The sequence below is a fragment of the Roseburia sp. genome (genome assembly GCF_041325975.1).
Lineage (GTDB): Bacteria > Bacillota > Clostridia > Lachnospirales > Lachnospiraceae > Roseburia > Roseburia rectibacter.
The window spans coordinates 630,111-645,772 of sequence record NZ_JBGLEJ010000005.1; the positions used below are offsets into that span (position 1 = coordinate 630,111).

Consider the following 15,662-nt stretch of genomic DNA (forward strand, 5'->3'; position numbering starts at 1 on the left):
AAATAGCAATTTATCAAAAAAATACATCTGACAACAATACTCCGGTTGTCAGATGTATTTTTTTCAATAAATTTAAAACTGTTTTTGGGTAAATGTTACGAGTTCCTGCATTTTTGAAGCAATATTATCAAGTATATCTGTGTTTTTACTTTCGGCTTCTAACGTCTCGTGTGCATGTGCAGTCAGTTCTTCTGATATTGCAGAAAGTGTCTGGACGGAATCAGAAATAACCTGATTTGCATCTTTTAATTCTGAGGTGCTTGTGGTCAGGTTCTGTATACCATTTTGAATGGAAAGTGTATTTTCATGAATGGAAGAGAAGCTGTCTGCAGTATTTTGCGCACTTTCTTTTTCCTGATTGATACCGCCAATCATCTGCTGTATCACAGTAACAACTTCATTGATAGCAGAAGTAACATTATTGATCAACTCAGTTATCTTTATGGTCGCATCCTTTGTCTGTGAAGCCATTCCTGTGATTTCGGTGGCAACAACAGAGAACCCTTTTCCTGCTTCTCCGGCTCTTGCAGCTTCAATACTTGCGTTTAGTGCGAGAAGGCTGGTCTGGGATGTAATCCCGCCGATCAATTCTACGATAGAATGCATTTCTTCCATATAATGATTTAATGTTTCTAACTTTGCGGCAGCTTCCACGCTGTTTTCAACAGAAGTATCTACCTGGCTGGCAAGAAGGTGCATGGAATTACTTCCTTCTGTTACGATGTCTAACGTGTGCTGCATATTTTCACTGATCTGCTGTGTTACATCATTGACAACCACAATTTTATCCTGAATGGATTTTGTCTGCACACCCTGTTCCCTAACTGCTTCTGTTGCATCTGCTGTACCGCTGGATACTTCCTGCATGGCATGCTGGGTTGTCTGGGCTGCGGTGCTTAATTTATCAAGTTCCTGATGGATACTGTTGATTTCCTGATTAACATGATCTGATAATTCAGACAGGTTTGTCAGTAATTTCTCTGACTGTGTCTGGGATTCCTCGGCACGTTTGATTTTCTGTGTCATATTGAGGTTTAAAGTCTGTGAAGTATAGTAAGAATAAATACCGACCATAATCATAATGACGACCTGGATTACAGCATTGTCCTGTCCGGAATAACCAAATTTTCCATTCTGAGAACCTACAATTACGACAATAAGACTTTCAATCGTGGTTCCGGCGTTGACCATAAGAGAATATTTTACATCGTTATAAACGGAAATAATTAAAATCATTGGAATAACGAATAAAAAAACCAGACCGTTTGTGGCAGTAAAAAGTGCAAAACTGTAAAAAACAGCAAAACCGATCGCAACGAGATGTTTGATCGCGGCTGATTCATGTGATTTGTTCCAGAAATAAAATTCTGCAATGACAGGTGCAAAACCGAGAATCATAATGATAAGAATATAACCCCAGGTCTGAAGTCCGGAAAGCACCTGCAAAATACAAAACAGTGTCATGATACTCGAATCAATCAGATGAGCATACATACAGGTTTTATTATTTCGTTCAAGATCGCTGAAAGTGGTTTGGCTCATAAATATGTCTCCCTTTATGTATAGTTATTCAGTAGGAATGGTAATTCATCAAAACATTTGTGTTTATTGTACTACTTTTTAGACAAATATACAATAACGTGATTTTGAAAACAGGCGAGCACAACTTGACATTTTCAGTCAGGCTATGCGTCAAAGATCATATTGTGCCAGAGTTTTTTAGATAAGAAAGATAACGTTCAGACAGCTTTATTTTTGTATAAATTTCCGCATATTCTTTTGGTGAAAGTGTATCAATATAATTTTCAGGAAAATCTTTTTGGATTCCGGCGGCTTTTGCGAGGTCTGCAGCCTTGTTATATGCAATAGCAGCTTTTTCCTCACTAGAATAGGTTCCGACGATATAGTTGCCATTAATATGTATCGTAGCACGATATTTGGTAATTCCTTTTACCATATAACGAGCGACACCGTGAAAACGGTTAATCACAAGGATGTTAGCATAACGATAGTCCGATGGGTCCCCGTTGACAAACTGATAATCCCTGCCGGCAACTGCATATGGACGTATCCCATAGCGTGACAGAATGGAATACTGCATCCCGTAATCACTGACAAAAAGGTGTCCCTGCCGTTTCTGGATCTTGTGACTGGAATAATAAAAAAGATCGTCAATGTCAAATTTTAATTCTTCATGTTCTGAAAGGAAATAACTGAAATATCCTTTACGGAGATAGATCGGATTTTTAAAATAGAGTCCATTATCACGAAAATTAAGCAAAATGATGATTTTTTCATATGGAAGAGTTGTTTTGTATGAGTAGACATTGTCAATGGTTATGACTGAGTCAGAAAGAGCCTGTGATGCTTCCTTATAAGCCAGATGAGCTGTATCTTCTGATGAAAAACTTCCAAGACTGATGTGTTTGCCGGAATAATTGATGCTGGAACGATAGTAGATGGTTCCATCTATTTTTGTAGCAGGAAAAACTCCTTTTAACATAAAAATCTCCATTCTGCGGTTAAAGTTGTTATGATGCATTGATGAGATGTAATCAGCATATCATGTTTCCGGAAAGGTTGCAAGATGATGCGATTTTTGTAAAATAATATTTTCATACGTTAAAGCATTGACATGAAGCAATCATTTCCTATATAATACTAAAAAGTATTGATATAATACTGGAAGGTATTGGAAATCCCAAACTTAATTACGATGAATAAAAAGATAAGAGGACGAAGAAAATGGAATTAATGTATGCAAGCACAAGAGACGCAAATGAAAAAGTGACAGCATCACAGGCAATTTTAAAAGGACTGGCAAATGATGGCGGTTTATATGTACCGACTGAGATCCCGTCTTTGGATGTAAGCATGGAAGAACTTTCTAAGATGACTTATCAGGAGACTGCCTATGAAGTACTCAGACTGTTTCTGACAGATTATACAGAAGAAGAGCTGAAAAACTGTATTAATGCTGCCTATGACAGTAAGTTTGATACAGAAGAAATCGCACCGTTAGTGGACGCAGATGGTGCGTATTATCTTGAATTGTTCCATGGTCCGACGATCGCTTTTAAAGATATGGCATTATCCATTCTGCCACATCTTCTGATCACTGCAGCAAGAAAGAATAATGTCAAAAATGATATCGTGATCCTGACCGCTACATCCGGTGATACCGGAAAGGCAGCATTGGCAGGCTTTGCAGATGTAAAGGGAACCAAGATCATTGTATTTTATCCAAAGAATGGCGTCAGCCCGGTACAGGAAAAGCAGATGGTAACACAGAAAGGTGATAATACTTTTGTTGTTGGTATCCATGGCAATTTTGACCAGGCACAGACCGGTGTTAAGAAAATGTTTTCTGATGCAGAATTTGCAGAGGAGATGGACGCTGCAGGTTATCAGTTTTCATCTGCAAACTCTATCAATATCGGACGTCTGGTACCACAGATTGCATACTATGTATATGCATATGCAAAATTATATGCAAACGGTGTGATTGCAAAAGATGAGAAGATCAATATTGTGGTTCCTACCGGTAACTTTGGAAATATCCTGGCAGCGTTTTATGCAAAAAATATGGGCATTCCGGTAGCAAAACTGATTTGTGCTTCAAATGAGAATAAAGTCCTTTATGATTTCTTCTCTACCGGTACCTATGATAAGAACCGCGAATTTATGCTGACAAGTTCTCCATCTATGGATATTCTGATCTCAAGCAACCTTGAACGTCTGATCTATCGTATTGCAGGTGAGGATGCTGTGAAGAATGCTGCACTGATGAAAGAATTAAATACAACCGGCAAGTACGAGATCACACCGGAAATGAAAGAGAAACTTGCTGATTTCTACGGAAATTATGCGAGCGAGAAAGAGACAGCAGATACCATCCGTGATCTGTATGAGAAAACAGGTTATGTGATTGATACACATACAGCAGTTGCTGCATCTGTATATCATAAATATAAAAAAGATACGAATGACACAGATACCAAGACCGTGATCGCATCAACAGCAAGTCCGTTTAAATTCAGCAGAAGCGTTATGGATGCGATTGATCCAAAATATGATTCTTTATCTGAGTTTGAGCTGGTGGATGAATTAAGCAGGATCGGCAATGTAAAAATTCCACAGGCAATCGAGGAAATCCGCAGTGCCGAGGTTCGCCATAAGACTGTATGTGAAGTGGAAGAGATGCCAGAGGTTGTAAAACAGTTCCTTGGAATATAATAAATAAGCAGATAACAGAAAATAGAATGTTCATTCCGCAAACATTCTATTTTCATCAAAAAAACGACTGTGTTTTGCACAGTCGTTTTTTTATCATAATGAAATTTATAATTCGTTGTGAATCAGTTCAAAGATAAAATGAATCGTTCCGAAAGAATAAACAACCGGTAACAGATATGCTTCATGTTCAAATGTGATCAATTCATCTGTCACAACATTTGGAACATCAAGCTGCAGTTCAAGCCCCTGTTCGTTTGACATATTAACGTTGAACAGACCATTATGAAGATTTAAGAAATCTTCAAGAGAGGACTGTACATATTCATCAAAACTGTTGAAATCTTCATCAACATAACGGGATGCAAATGCAATACATGTACTTTCCGGCATGTCAATATAAGTACGGATGGAAAACTTACCGTTGATCTGCTGGCTGATACAATAGTTTGTCGGATATTCTTTACAAAGTTCAGGACGAACTGGTGAAAAATCATCTCCGATAAAACGAACGAGATCGTTAAACAAAAGATGCAGGAAAGAAAGTTCACCAGGTGAAAGCTGACGTTCTGCAACGACAAAGAAATTTTCTACAAGGTGGTTTACGATATCCTTTGTCTCTGCGGACATATCTGCATCATAAAGTTCATTATCTGACTGATAACCGATGATAAGAGACTGAAGCTGCTCATTATTAATAACACCATCATTTAATAATGCCTGACCAAGAAGTAAGAAGTTAGGATTCTGTGTCTGCAGTAACTCTGTAACCTGTGCTTCTGTCAGATAGCCCTCGCGGATGGCAAGTTCGCCGAAACGTTTATCTTCATGTGTCTGCATGATGATTACGCGGTCCACTTCACTGGCTGACATATATCCTGCATGCATGGCGAGAGTTCCTAATTTCGGATGCTCAGAATTTGCTTCCTGCATAGCATGCATTAACTGTTCTTTTGTGATTCCGTGTGATAATAAGTAGTTTCCGAAAAATTGAGCGTACATGTCTATCTCCCTTCAAATCTTGAAGTAATAATATGTTCGATCTGATCCGCATTGATCGGTTTCTGGATAAAATCACTGGCACCTGCCTCAATGGCTTCGCGGAGCTGGGACTGCGTACCGACAGAAGAGACAATAATGATAGTAGCATCTGGATCAAAATCAGTAATCTCATGTATGACAGCATTGCCATCTTTGATCGGCATAACGATGTCAAGAAATACAAGCGAAGGGGATTCTTTTTTGTAAATATCAATAGCATCCTGTCCGTTTGCAGCCTCTAAAAATGTTGGTGTGCCAAACTGGGAGAGGATATCCTTTAACTGTTTTCTTGCTAAAATAGAATCGTCACTGATGAGAATTTTTGTGTCATCAAATTTCATGGTTTTTTGCCCCCTTCTATAAGTATGTTGTTTTTATTTTACACTAATCGGCGCAAGAGTTCAATGTTTCTTGACCGAAAATATGGGATTTTATGTAAAAAAACAAATTAAAACGTCTGGTTGCGCCAATTTTGTATTGCGTTTATAATAAAAAACATGAGACAAAAAAGTCGAAATACAAAGATTTATGCTGGAGGTTTAAAATGAAAGTAATGGTTGTATTTGATGCGGTAATTCTGCTTTTTGGGATCTATATGGTAGTATCTTCACTTCAGATGAAAAAAAGTGGCAGGATCAATGCCATGGTAATTGCAGAAGAAGAGATGAAAAAATGTAAAGATACAGCAGGATTTATAGCATTTATTTACTGGAGAGAGGCGTTGTTCGGAGGAATCGTTGCCCTAGTCGGACTGGTTGGTATCATCAATGAACTTACGAATTTCTTAGGAAAGCTGACTTTGGCAGAACTTGTGATCTTTCTTGGGTCATTTTTATGGTTCCAGAACAGCTTAAAGACTGCACGGGAAAAGTTCCTGCACATTTAAGACGTTCATAGGAGAGCATATTTTCACAAGATACAGATGATAGTCACACAGCCGTCACATAAGCCGGTTATAGTAATGAACAGAAAAAAGTCAGTTTGTGGGAGGAAATGAGACGTTATGGAACGCATTTTAGTTGTAGACGATGAAGATAAGATCCGTGCGATCATCCGGAAATATGGAGAATTTGAAGGGTATGAGATCACAGAGGCACATGATGGGATGGAAGCAGTCGAAATTTGCCGGAAAGAAGATTTTGACCTGATCATACTAGATGTAATGATGCCGGAACTGGATGGGTTTTCAACCTGCCGGGAAATCCGCAAATTCAAAGAAATTCCTGTTATTATGCTATCGGCACGCGGTGAAGAATATGACAAGATTCACGGATTTGAACTTGGAATCGATGATTATGTGGTAAAACCGTTTTCTCCACGTGAACTGATGATGCGTGTGAAAGTTGTGATCAGCAGAAACAATAAAAAAGATGTAAGAAACGGACATGAAATTTTTCAGGCGGAAGGTCTGATTATTGATTTTACGGGACGGACTGTGACCGTAGACGGAAAACGTGTCGAAATGTCACCAAAAGAATATGAACTTTTGTTTTATCTGGTGAGAAACCGTAATATTGCACTTGATCGTGAGAAGCTGATCACAGAGGTATGGGGATATGATTATTATGGAGATGACAGAACATTAGATACCCATATCAAACTTTTGAGGAGCAGCCTTGGGGAATACCGCAAATTTTTAGTGACACTAAGAGGGGTGGGATACCGGTTTGAAGCATGAAAAAATCAGTATTAAGTGGAGGGTATTTACTTATCTGCTCATATTTACAGGAATACTTCTTGTTGTATTATGGCTGATCCAGATCTGTTATCTGGATTCATTTTATACCATGATCAAAAGCAGGGAAGCAGAACAGGTTACATCAGTGGCTGCAGGAATATTAACATCAGACGAAGAAGATAAAGATACCATGATCCATGATATTGCAGCCAAAAATAACATGGCGGTATATGTAACAGATATACAGGGGAATGAAATATACAGCGCAGAGTATATTGTAAATTCAAGACTCACAGATATGCCGTCAGAGCAGATACAATATTATTATGAACAGGCAAAAGAACATGGCGGTATATTTAAGGTAGAATACGAAGGTGGGATCAACCCGGAGTTCTGGGATGATAACATGAAAAAACCTGAAAATGTAGAAGAAGATTTACTGAGGGATGAAAAAGAACCGTTAGAACCTGCCACAGAAGATGGAACCGAAAACGGAAATGAACGTGTTTTTCATGGCTTTTTACAAAAACGGGGACAGGAGCGCATTAAGAGTGTGATCTATGTGAAAGCAGTGGAGTGTAAAGGTCAGGAATATATTCTGATGGTCAATACACAACTGACACCGGTGGATGCAACAGTCAATACACTGCGTATTGAGCTGGTATGGATCACGGTTATTATGATTTTGCTTTCACTTGGAATTGCTCTTTTGTTATCCAGGCAGATATCAAAGTCACTGATCCGGATCAATGAGTCAGCGAAAGCACTTGCAAAGGGAGATTTTGATGTACGTTTTGATGGAAAAGATTATCGTGAAGTAGCAGAACTTTCAGATACGCTCAATGCAACAGCGAAAGAACTTGGCAAAAATGAGTCTCTGCGGAGGGAATTGATTGCAAACGTATCACATGATTTAAGAACGCCTCTTACGATGATCATTGCCTATGCAGAGGTGATGCGGGACCTTCCGGGAGAAAACACACCGGAAAACGTCCAGGTGGTGATCGATGAAGCCGGACGACTGACAAACCTTGTAAATGACATGCTTGATATATCAAAACTTCAGGCTGGTGTTATGGAAAAAAATGATACCGAATACAATCTGACGGAAAGTATCGAATCTGTTCTTGAACGCTATAATAAACTGAAAGAGCAGGATGGTTACTGCATACATTTTGAATATGACAGAAAAGTTCTGGTAAAGGCGGATGAATACAAGATATATCAGGTGATCTATAATCTGATCAACAATGCGGTCAATTATACCGGAAAAGATAAAACAGTGTGGGTGCGTCAGAAAATTTTACAGGATTATGTTCGGATAGAAGTGACAGACAGCGGAGAAGGTATTGCAGAAGATGCACTTCCTTATGTGTGGGATCGCTATTATAAAGTGGATAAAACACACAGGCGCGCTGTAATGGGAACGGGTCTGGGCCTTTCCATCGTAAAAAATATTCTGGAACTTCATCATGCCAGATATGGTGTGGAGAGCACCCCCGGATGTGGATCAACATTCTGGTTTGAGCTTCCAATAGAAAAATAGCAGAATTGAGAAAAACGCTGACTTTCCGGTCAGCGTTTTTCCATTGGAATATATTCTTTATGTTCACCAATATTTTTATAAGCAGGACGCATGATCTTACCGTTGATGGCAACTTCTTCAAGACGGTGGGCACTCCATCCGGCAATCCTGGCAATCGCAAAGATCGGAGTATAAAGTTCCACTGGAAGTCCTAACATACTGTAAGCAAAGCCGCTATAAAAATCGACATTTGGACTGACACCTTTATAGATCTGACGTTCATCTGCGATGATCTTTGGTGCTAATCGTGATACAGCATCATAGAGAGCGAATTCTTTTTCATAGCCTTTTTCGGCAGACAGTTTTTCTACAAATGAACGGAAAATGCGTGCACGAGGATCAGAAAGAGAATATACCGCATGCCCCATACCATAGATCAGACCGGCATGGTCAAAAGCCTCTTTATGTAATAAAGCTCTCAGATAGCGGCTGATTTCCTCTTCGTCATTCCAGTCGGAGAGGTTTGCTTTCATGTCTTCAAACATGCGGACAACTTTGATGTTGGCACCACCGTGCTTTGGACCTTTTAAGGAACCTAAGGAAGCGGCGATCACAGAATAAGTATCTGTTCCGGATGAAGATACCAGATGTGTGGTAAAAGTGGAGTTATTTCCACCTCCGTGCTCCATATGAAGAATCAGCGCTGTATCTAAAAGTTTTGCCTCTAAAGGTGTAAACTGGCTGTCCGGACGCAGAATATGCAGAATGTTTTCTGCAGTGGAATATTCGGCTTTTGGTGGATGAATAAAAAGGCTTGCACCATCATGATAATGTTTATAAGCCTGATAACCATATACGGAAAGAAGCGGAAACAGGCTGATAAGCTGTAAACATTGCCGCAGTACATTTGGAAGCGATATATCATCAGCAAGATCGTCATAGGAATAGAGCGTAAGAACACTCCTTGCAAGCGTATTCATCATATCTTTGCTTGGAGCTTTCATGATAATATCGCGGACAAAACTGGTAGGAAGCGTACGGTATTCACTGAGCATTTTTGTAAATTCCATCAGTTCTGTTTTGGTGGGAAGTTTTCCAAAAAGAAGCAGATAAGTACATTCTTCGAAACCAAAGTGGCTGTTTTCCGATGTGCCGTCAATAATATCTTTGACATTGTAACCACGGTAATAAAGTTCACCATCTGCCGGGCGCATTTCACCGTCGATCATTTTTGTGGAACAGACATCAGATATTTCTGTAAGACCGACTAAAACACCTTTACCATTAATATCGCGCAGACCACGTTTAACATCGTATTTTGTATAGAGAGCAGGATCAATTCTGGCACACTGTTCGCTGAGCTTTGACAGATGCTGTAATTCCGGGGTAATTTCGCAGAAACGATTGGCAGTCATAATAATCCTCCGTATTTTTTGATTTATTACTTTATAACATTAAAGTATTTTTACTTATCATATCATAAGTATTTCTTATGACACAAGAGTTTTCTAAAAAAACTTTTCATGAAAGAGTTTTTCAGGTAAAATATAAACAGATGACTTAACACATTTAAAGAGAGGAAACAAAAATGGATATAAAGAAACTGGCACAGGAATCAATAGCGGCAAAAGAATTTGCTTATACACCGTATTCACATTTCAGGGTAGGAGCTGCCCTGCTTACAAAAGATGGAAAAATATACCGGGGATGTAATATAGAAAATGCTGCCTATACACCGACAAACTGTGCAGAGCGGACAGCTTTTTTTAAAGCTGTATCAGAAGGGCAAAAAGAATTTACTGCGATTGCGATCAACGGGGACGCAGATGACTATCTTTATCCATGTGGGGTATGCCGGCAGGTCATGGCAGAGTTTTGTGATCCGGAAACATTTCAGGTGATTCTTGTGAACACACCGGATGATTATAAGATATTTACATTGGAAGAGTTGCTGCCTGGAGCATTTACAAAGAAGGATATCACAAAAGCAACCGGAAAAGAGTTGTAAAATATAGCTGATAAACTTGACAGACAGCACAGGAAATAGGATAATTTTTACAGATATGTTTGGAATCTGAAACAGAAAAGATAAAGGAGAGACAAACAGATGAAAGAGAGTTATGGAACAAGTTCCAGTGGAAATTTAAAAGAAGCTGTACGGGGGTTGGGGAATCCGGCATTTTTGATCCTGATGTCAAATGCAGAGCAGCTTGAAGCTCATGCAGCTGAACTGGAAGAATTATATCCGGGTGTACCGAGCATTGGATGCATCGGAATGAGTTACCAGACAGGTGTGACGGAAAAAGGTGTCAGTGTAACAGCGTTTGAAGGTGTAGAGGCTGTGACAGACGTATTAGAGCAGGCATCCATCATGCCGGTCAAATATATCAGCAGGGTTGAAAAGGCTTTACAGAAGATAAATGCGTCATCTGAAAATACTGTCTGTATTGATTTTTGTACAGGGAATGATGCGGCGGTTCTTACGACCATGTACAGTATTCTGGAAAAAAAGAAAATTTCACTGACAGGTGGAACAGGGGATGGTGGAAAAGTTTCCGTAAATGGAAAGGTATATGAAGATGCAGATGCTTTTGCATTTGTGAAAAATACCGGTGGCAAAGTTAAAGTGTATAAGGAAAATATTTATTATCCACTTCCACAGTATCGTTTTATTGCATCAAATACAGACCGCAGTAAATACACAGTCGGGGAACTAAACGGAAAGCCGGCAAAACAGGTCTATGAAGATACACTTGGTATCCGGGAACAGGATATTGTAAACCAGACTTTTAAAAACCCGATCGGTAAAAAGAACGGGCAGGATATCTGTATTATCTCAATCAAAGAAGTAGCGGGAAATGCATTGGGCTGCTATCGTCAGGTCAATGATTCCGATGTGCTTTATCTGCTTGAGACGAATGATTATCCTTCCATCGTGGAAGAGACGGTGCGGCAGATCAAAGGTGATTTTGCAAGGATTTCTGGTGTTTTTTCCGTAAATTGCATTTTCCGTTATCTATTCTTCTCCCAGGAGCATTATATGGATCAGTATTTAAAGACAATGGGGACACTTGGTATGCATGCAGGTTTAGTTGGTTTTGGGGAACATTATAACAGCCAGTTTGTAAATCAGACCATGTCGTGTGTTGTATTTGAGTAAGGGGGAGAGAGAATGTTTCAATTCAAAAAAGAGATAAAAGAACAGGTGAGTCAGACAGAAGAAAAATTAAATCTGCATCCGGTAATACATGTGTCTGAAAGTCTGCTTGACTACCAGAAAAAACTTTCACAGACAGAGGTAAGATCTCTGGATGAATTACAGGAAATCCAGAATGCATTTCAGGCGGTTTTAGAGGAAAATGAACAGCTCAAAGAGAAGCTTGGCTCTTTTCATGAAACGTTTGAAACAGTTGGCGAAACGTCAGGACAGTTTGCCGGTGTGCGAGAAGATATTACAAAATCGGTGGAAGAGGCACAGCAGAAAGTCGGTGGCTTAAAGGAGAGTTCAGGGGAAGTACAGGAACATTTTGATGAGATCCAGCGCACATTCGAAGATTTCCAGGCATCCGTGCAGAAAATCAAAGAATGTATGGGACAGATCATCTCAATTGCCAACCAGACCAATATGCTTGCATTGAACGCATCCATTGAGGCGGCGCGTGCCGGGGAGCAGGGAAAAGGATTTGCCGTTGTTGCAGAGGAAGTAAAGAATCTCGCCAGTGAGATCAAAAGCCTTGTCAGCACCGTAGATGGAAGCATTGTGGAAGTGGAACAGGATACGGAAAATTTAAACCAGAGCATTGCTACATCGAAAGAGTCACTCGGGAAAAGCTTAGAGAGTGCAGATGAGACATATGAGGTGTTTGACCGTATTACGGCGGCTGCAAGCGGAGCAGACCAGGTACAGCAGGAGATTGCAGGCGTGCTTGATGATTCAAGGGAAAAACTTGCCGATGTAAACCGTTCGCTTGAGCGGGAAAAGGCAGAGTATGATACAGTTCGCATGCATATAGAGCGGGCAAATGATCTTGGAACACAAAAGAGTACCATGTTCGAAAATATGGAGAATTTACTGGTGCAGATCACACCGATTGCAAAAGAGTTAGAACAGAAGAATTTTACAGCCGGAGAATAAAAAAAAGGGTGACATTATTTTACAAAAACTGATTGACAAAAAAATAACATTGTGTATATTTATATTAGCGGAATTTTTTAAAAAATACCCTGATTATTTTAAAGGAAAGAGGTTAAAGAGCAATGGCAAATATCGATTTAAGCAAGTATGGCATTACCGGAGTAACAGAGATCGTTCACAATCCTTCTTACGAGATGTTATTCGAGGAAGAGACCAAAGCAGGTCTTGAGGGTTATGAGGTTGGTAAGGAAACAGAACTTGGTACAGTTAACGTTATGACTGGTATCTATACAGGACGTTCCCCGAAAGATAAATATATCGTTATGGACGAGAATTCAAAAGACACTGTATGGTGGAATTCAAAAGAATATCCAAACGATAACCATCCTATGTCAGAGGAAACATGGGCAGCAGTGAAAGATCTTGCAAAGAAAGAGCTTTCAAACAAGAGACTGTTCGTAGTAGATGCTTTCTGTGGAGCAAATAAAGATACACGTATGGCAGTTCGTTTCATCGTTGAGGTTGCATGGCAGGCTCATTTCGTAACAAACATGTTCATCAAGCCAACAGCAGAAGAATTTGAGAACTTTGAGCCGGACTTTATCGTATACAATGCTTCAAAAGCAAAAGTTGAGAACTACAAAGAGTTAGGTCTTAACTCAGAGACATGTGTTGCATTCAACATTACATCCAAAGAGCAGGTTATCGTCAATACATGGTACGGCGGAGAGATGAAGAAAGGTATGTTCTCTATGATGAACTACTATCTCCCACTTAAAGGCATCGCTTCCATGCACTGTTCAGCAAACGCTGATATGAACGGCGAGAATACAGCAATCTTCTTCGGACTTTCCGGAACAGGAAAGACAACACTTTCTACAGATCCGAAACGTCTCTTAATCGGTGATGATGAGCACGGCTGGGATGACAACGGTGTATTCAACTTCGAGGGTGGATGCTATGCAAAGGTTATCGGTCTTGACAAAGAGTCTGAGCCGGATATCTACAATGCAATCAAACGTAACGCACTGTTAGAGAACGTTACTGTTGATGCAAACGGAAAGATCGATTTTGATGACAAGAGCGTTACAGAGAACACTCGTGTATCTTACCCGATCAACCACATTACCAATATTGTTAAACCTGTATCATCTGCACCGGCTGCAAAGAATGTAATCTTCTTATCAGCAGATGCATTCGGAGTACTTCCTCCAGTATCTATCCTGACACCAGAGCAGACACAGTACTACTTCCTGTCTGGATTTACAGCAAAACTTGCTGGTACAGAGCGTGGAATCACAGAGCCGACACCTACTTTCTCAGCTTGCTTCGGACAGGCATTCTTAGAGCTGCATCCTACAAAATATGCAGAAGAGCTTGTTAAGAAGATGGAGAAGAGCGGCGCTAAAGCATACCTTGTAAATACAGGATGGAATGGAACAGGAAAGAGAATCACAATCAAGGATACAAGAGGAATCATCGACGCTATCCTTTCTGGTGATATTCTTAAAGCTCCAACAAAGAAAATCCCAATGTTCAACTTCGAGGTTCCTACAGAGCTTCCAGGTGTAGATTCAGGTATTCTTGACCCACGTGACACATATGCAGATGCATCTGAGTGGGAGACAAAAGCAAAAGATCTTGCTGACAGATTCATCAAGAACTTTGCTAAATACGAAGGAAACGATGCTGGTAAAGCATTAGTTTCTGCAGGTCCTCAGAAATAATAAAGTGCACGCTTTGCGAGCAGACTTATTGTTATGAATGACGATCGGGTGTGACTTGGTTCACACCCGATTTTTTAATTCATAGGAAATTATGTCCTATGAATTAAAAAGCCCTCCGGGCAGGATCGCACTGCGTCGGAGTGGAATTATGTCGCTGGAGCGACCCGCCGCAGGCGGAGAATCCTGTAAAGCAGGATTCTTTCTTGCAGTAAAAAATAGGAGGATATTTATGCTGACTTATGGAATTGACTGGGATGATGTGATTTCTGATCTGAATACACATGCAATTACGCTTGCAAATAAGGAACATGCCTTGAATCTGAAATTAGAAGATATCAATTCATGGGAAAATGTCGGTAAGGCATCGATCATCAAGCAGTACTATCAGGACGAACGGATTTATCGTATGCAGACAGTGACGGATGAAGCCAAAAATTTCATACATGAACTGCAGAAAAAAGGGAAAGTATATATTATTACAGCAATTGCACCGCAGTTTATGAGCCTGCGCGCAGAACAGATTCTGACAGCATTTCCTGATTTTCCGGAACAGAATATTATTATGGGATTCCAGAAATCGCTGGTTCGTTTTGATGTTACGTTAGATGATGGACCGCATAATATTCTTAAAAGTTGTGCTAAATATCCGGTTTTAATGCGCCGCCCATGGAATGATTCACTTAGCGGCATTCTATCTGTAAATCATTATGGGGAATTTTTGCAGTTAATAGATCAGATCAAAGAGTCAATGCTGTTAGATAAAAAGCCGGTTTCATTTCCGTCTGTGATAGCATTGGTCGGACCGTCCGGTTCCGGCAAAAATGAACTTGCCAAAAGGTTAGAAAAAGCGGGAGCAGGAAAGATTGTTCATTCGTATACGACAGGAACAGCAGATGGGTTCCATCAGAGACTTTCGGCTGAAGAGTTTAAAAATAAAAAAAATGATTTTGTAACAGTAACCGTGTATGCCGGAAATAAATATGGTATCCTGGCGTCTGATATTGCAAAAATGATCGAAGATGGGATTAATCCGATCGTGCCGCTTGATATCGGTGGTGCAATAGCTATGAAACGATTGTTTTCAACAGCCATATTGTTTTGCAGGAGCAGTCGTGAAAAAATGATTTCCAATATTTTAGAAAAAACTATCAGTAATCAGGAAAAAATGTACCGTCTATTATCATTGGAAAATGAAATTGACAATGAAGAACTCTGTGACTTCTCTATACGGACAGATAATATGGAAGAAGCTATTGAACAGGTAAGGATGCTTTTGTCAATAGAGAAAATAGATAGAAAGTAAAACAAAATTTGGCACTAATT

The 15,662-nt window shown here is 39.8% G+C and carries 14 protein-coding genes; 9 read left to right on the forward strand and 5 right to left on the reverse strand.

The annotated features are described in order from the left end of the window. Positions 1-72: 72 nt before the first annotated feature. Complete coding sequence (locus ACDD58_RS14340) at positions 73-1,542, reverse strand: methyl-accepting chemotaxis protein (RefSeq protein WP_118208886.1); 1,470 nt, start codon at positions 1,540-1,542, stop codon at positions 73-75. 157 nt (positions 1,543-1,699) lie between these two features. Then, positions 1,700-2,503: a hypothetical protein gene (locus ACDD58_RS14345; RefSeq protein WP_117920902.1), complete on the reverse strand. Its 804-nt coding sequence runs from the start codon at positions 2,501-2,503 to the stop codon at positions 1,700-1,702. 242 nt (positions 2,504-2,745) lie between these two features. On the opposite strand from ACDD58_RS14345, the gene thrC reads away from it, so the two are divergent. Continuing rightward, a complete protein-coding gene (gene thrC / locus ACDD58_RS14350) occupies positions 2,746-4,236 on the forward strand; it encodes a threonine synthase (protein WP_118208885.1) in 1,491 nt (496 codons plus the stop codon). A 105-nt stretch (positions 4,237-4,341) separates the two neighbouring features. Here thrC and ACDD58_RS14355 read toward each other — a convergent pair whose 3' ends face one another. After that, a complete protein-coding gene (locus ACDD58_RS14355; RefSeq protein ID WP_117920900.1) occupies positions 4,342-5,235 on the reverse strand; it encodes a chemotaxis protein CheX in 894 nt (297 codons plus the stop codon). A 2-nt stretch (positions 5,236-5,237) separates the two neighbouring features. Beyond that, positions 5,238-5,615: a response regulator gene (locus ACDD58_RS14360; protein ID WP_006858027.1), complete on the reverse strand. Its 378-nt coding sequence runs from the start codon at positions 5,613-5,615 to the stop codon at positions 5,238-5,240. Positions 5,616-5,818: 203 nt separating this feature from the next. Between ACDD58_RS14360 and ACDD58_RS14365 the strand changes: the two genes are divergently transcribed. The 3 genes from ACDD58_RS14365 (at position 5,819) to ACDD58_RS14375 (ending at position 8,498) form a co-directional block, all read left to right on the forward strand. Continuing rightward, positions 5,819-6,160 (forward strand): hypothetical protein, encoded by a 342-nt coding sequence (locus tag ACDD58_RS14365; protein ID WP_117920899.1) that lies wholly within the window; start codon positions 5,819-5,821, stop codon positions 6,158-6,160. A gap of 117 nt (positions 6,161-6,277) precedes the next feature. Further along, on the forward strand, positions 6,278-6,952 hold the full coding sequence (locus ACDD58_RS14370; protein ID WP_117920898.1) for a response regulator transcription factor: 675 nt from the start codon (positions 6,278-6,280) through the stop codon (positions 6,950-6,952). Beyond that, entirely contained in the window at positions 6,942-8,498 is a 1,557-nt protein-coding gene (locus ACDD58_RS14375; RefSeq protein ID WP_118208884.1) for a HAMP domain-containing sensor histidine kinase, read from the forward strand. Before ACDD58_RS14370 ends, ACDD58_RS14375 begins: the two co-directional genes overlap by 11 nt. Positions 8,499-8,527: 29 nt before the next feature. Here the strand turns inward: ACDD58_RS14375 and ACDD58_RS14380 are convergent, their stop codons facing one another. Beyond that, positions 8,528-9,892, reverse strand: coding sequence for a citrate/2-methylcitrate synthase (locus tag ACDD58_RS14380; RefSeq protein ID WP_117920896.1), 1,365 nt, complete (start codon positions 9,890-9,892; stop codon positions 8,528-8,530). Positions 9,893-10,065: 173 nt separating this feature from the next. Between ACDD58_RS14380 and ACDD58_RS14385 the strand changes: the two genes are divergently transcribed. The 5 genes from ACDD58_RS14385 (at position 10,066) to ACDD58_RS14405 (ending at position 15,642) form a co-directional block, all read left to right on the forward strand. After that, positions 10,066-10,485, forward strand: coding sequence for a cytidine deaminase (locus tag ACDD58_RS14385; protein ID WP_117920895.1), 420 nt, complete (start codon positions 10,066-10,068; stop codon positions 10,483-10,485). A gap of 99 nt (positions 10,486-10,584) precedes the next feature. Beyond that, complete coding sequence (locus ACDD58_RS14390) at positions 10,585-11,637, forward strand: FIST signal transduction protein (protein ID WP_118208883.1); 1,053 nt, start codon at positions 10,585-10,587, stop codon at positions 11,635-11,637. Positions 11,638-11,649: 12 nt separating this feature from the next. Further along, positions 11,650-12,612, forward strand: coding sequence for a methyl-accepting chemotaxis protein (locus ACDD58_RS14395; protein WP_117920893.1), 963 nt, complete (start codon positions 11,650-11,652; stop codon positions 12,610-12,612). A gap of 122 nt (positions 12,613-12,734) precedes the next feature. Then, positions 12,735-14,339: a phosphoenolpyruvate carboxykinase (ATP) gene (gene pckA / locus ACDD58_RS14400; RefSeq protein ID WP_117920892.1), complete on the forward strand. Its 1,605-nt coding sequence runs from the start codon at positions 12,735-12,737 to the stop codon at positions 14,337-14,339. A gap of 229 nt (positions 14,340-14,568) precedes the next feature. Continuing rightward, positions 14,569-15,642 (forward strand): guanylate kinase, encoded by a 1,074-nt coding sequence (locus tag ACDD58_RS14405; protein WP_117920891.1) that lies wholly within the window; start codon positions 14,569-14,571, stop codon positions 15,640-15,642. The last annotated feature ends 20 nt before the right edge of the window (positions 15,643-15,662 follow it).

Coding starts and splice junctions, on each gene's coding strand:
- ACDD58_RS14340 (WP_118208886.1), bottom strand. CDS start 1,542: ATGAGCCAAACCACTTTCAGCGATCTTGAACGAAATAATAAAACCTGT.
- ACDD58_RS14345 (WP_117920902.1), bottom strand. CDS start 2,503: ATGTTAAAAGGAGTTTTTCCTGCTACAAAAATAGATGGAACCATCTAC.
- thrC (WP_118208885.1), top strand. CDS start 2,746: ATGGAATTAATGTATGCAAGCACAAGAGACGCAAATGAAAAAGTGACA.
- ACDD58_RS14355 (WP_117920900.1), bottom strand. CDS start 5,235: ATGTACGCTCAATTTTTCGGAAACTACTTATTATCACACGGAATCACA.
- ACDD58_RS14360 (WP_006858027.1), bottom strand. CDS start 5,615: ATGAAATTTGATGACACAAAAATTCTCATCAGTGACGATTCTATTTTA.
- ACDD58_RS14365 (WP_117920899.1), top strand. CDS start 5,819: ATGAAAGTAATGGTTGTATTTGATGCGGTAATTCTGCTTTTTGGGATC.
- ACDD58_RS14370 (WP_117920898.1), top strand. CDS start 6,278: ATGGAACGCATTTTAGTTGTAGACGATGAAGATAAGATCCGTGCGATC.
- ACDD58_RS14380 (WP_117920896.1), bottom strand. CDS start 9,892: ATGACTGCCAATCGTTTCTGCGAAATTACCCCGGAATTACAGCATCTG.
- ACDD58_RS14385 (WP_117920895.1), top strand. CDS start 10,066: ATGGATATAAAGAAACTGGCACAGGAATCAATAGCGGCAAAAGAATTT.
- ACDD58_RS14390 (WP_118208883.1), top strand. CDS start 10,585: ATGAAAGAGAGTTATGGAACAAGTTCCAGTGGAAATTTAAAAGAAGCT.
- ACDD58_RS14395 (WP_117920893.1), top strand. CDS start 11,650: ATGTTTCAATTCAAAAAAGAGATAAAAGAACAGGTGAGTCAGACAGAA.
- pckA (WP_117920892.1), top strand. CDS start 12,735: ATGGCAAATATCGATTTAAGCAAGTATGGCATTACCGGAGTAACAGAG.
- ACDD58_RS14405 (WP_117920891.1), top strand. CDS start 14,569: ATGCTGACTTATGGAATTGACTGGGATGATGTGATTTCTGATCTGAAT.